General features: G+C 64.5%; 2 protein-coding genes. One reads left to right on the top strand and one right to left on the bottom strand.

Annotation, left to right across the window (positions count from 1 at the left end; translation table 11 throughout):
- Positions 1-968, top strand: a 968-nt coding sequence (trpD, locus tag NW852_RS02530) for an anthranilate phosphoribosyltransferase (protein WP_414426436.1), incomplete at its 5' end; no start/stop codon positions are given.
- 71 nt (positions 969-1,039) lie between these two features.
- Here the strand turns inward: trpD and NW852_RS02525 are convergent.
- A partial coding sequence (locus tag NW852_RS02525; protein WP_414426435.1) for a nitroreductase family protein occupies positions 1,040-1,663 on the bottom strand: 624 nt, incomplete at its 5' end.

Genomic DNA, 1,663 nt, shown 5'->3' with positions numbered 1-1,663 from the left:
GCGAGGCCCAGGCGGAGCAGCTTATGAACGGCTGGTTGCACAACCAAGTGCCGGAGGTGCTGTCGGGGGCGATCTTGGCGGCTCTGCAAGCCAAGGGAGTGAGCGCCAGCGAGCTGGCCGGCATGGCGCGGGTGCTGCAGCGCGCTTCTCTGGGATCCCCTCTGGAGCTGCCCCTCTTGCTGGATACCTGCGGCACCGGGGGAGATGGGGCCGGGACGTTTAACATTTCCACCGCCGTGGCCTTCGTGGTCAGCGCTGCCGGGATCCCGGTGGTAAAGCATGGCAACCGTTCCGCTTCCGGCAGAGTGGGCTCGGCGGACGTGCTGGAGGCTTTGGGGGTGAACCTCAACGCCGAGCCGGAGCGGGTGCGGGCGGCAGTGGCAGAAGTGGGCATTACCTTTCTCTTTGCCCCCCACTGGCACCCAGCGATGCGGGCGGTAGCTCCCTACCGACGGGCCCTCAAGGTGCGCACTGTTTTCAACCTGCTGGGGCCCTTGGTCAATCCTTTCTACCCCAACCGGCAGGTCATCGGGGTTTATGCGCCGGAGCTGGTGCCGGTCATGGCCGAGGCTCTGCGCCTGCTAGGGCGGAAAGCAGCCATCGTACTCCATAGCCGGGAAGGCCTTGACGAAGCTGGCCTTGCCCAGCCCACGGACTTGGCCGTTCTCTCCCAGGGATCCCTGCGCACAGAAGTCTTGAACCCGCGGGATTACGATCTCACGCCTGCGTCCGTCCAGGCTCTCCAGGGAGGGGACTTAGCGGAAAATGCCGCTATCCTCAGCCGCGTCCTCCAGGGAGAGGGGGAACCTGCCCAGCGGGATGTGGTGGCCCTCAATGCGGCGCTAGCTCTCCAGGTAGCGGGAGCTGTGGCTGACTTGAGAGCCGGAATTGCCCGCGCGCGGGAGATCCTTGCCAGCGGCGCCGCTTGGGATCGCCTGCAAAGGTTGGTCAACTTCCTCCAGCCCTGAGGCCAAGCTCTGCTTCCTTTGCCATGGGCTGGGGAACCTCCCGCCAACCCCGCTGCCCCGGCCCCCCTGTTTTAAAACTCCCGTCCTCGACCAAAGGCCAGCACCTCCTCCACCCCCAGGCGGGGCTTGCGCGGCAAGTTGCCCGCGGCGGGGTAGCCCACCGCCAGCAGCATCACCGGCACGTAGCGGTCAGCAATGGCGAACTCCCGCTTCACCCCTTCTGGGTCAAAGCCAATCATCGGCCCGCTCACCAAGCCCTTTGCCTGGGCCGCAATCATCAAGGCCATGGCCGCCAGCGCCCCAGAGCGAATCGCCTCATCCCGCGCCAAGGTGGGGTTGTTGGCGTAGGTGGCTTGGGCCATGTTGACCCAGCTTTCTGCCCGTTCCGGGGGGAGAATCCCCGCAGCCACTGCCCTTTGGACAATCTCAGGCAGCTTCTCATAGCCTTTGAGATCCCCCAGGACAATGAACACCACCGCCGCATCCGCCACCTTCTGTTGGTTGTAGGCCAGGGCTTTGAGGCGCTCTTTGTCCTTGGGATCAGTGACGGCCACAAACCGCCAGTGCTGGATGTTGAAAGAGGAAGGAGCTTCCGTAGCATAGGCCACCAGCTCTCGGATCTCCGCTTCCGATAGAAGCCGGCTGGGATCGAACTTGTCAGCGGAGATGCGCGCTTTTATGGCAGCTAGAGCGTC

It is taken from the genome of Synechococcus sp. H60.1 (assembly GCF_047462335.1).
Taxonomy (GTDB): domain Bacteria; phylum Cyanobacteriota; class Cyanobacteriia; order Thermostichales; family Thermostichaceae; genus Thermostichus.
This window is presented reverse-complemented; position numbering and strand designations above follow the sequence as displayed.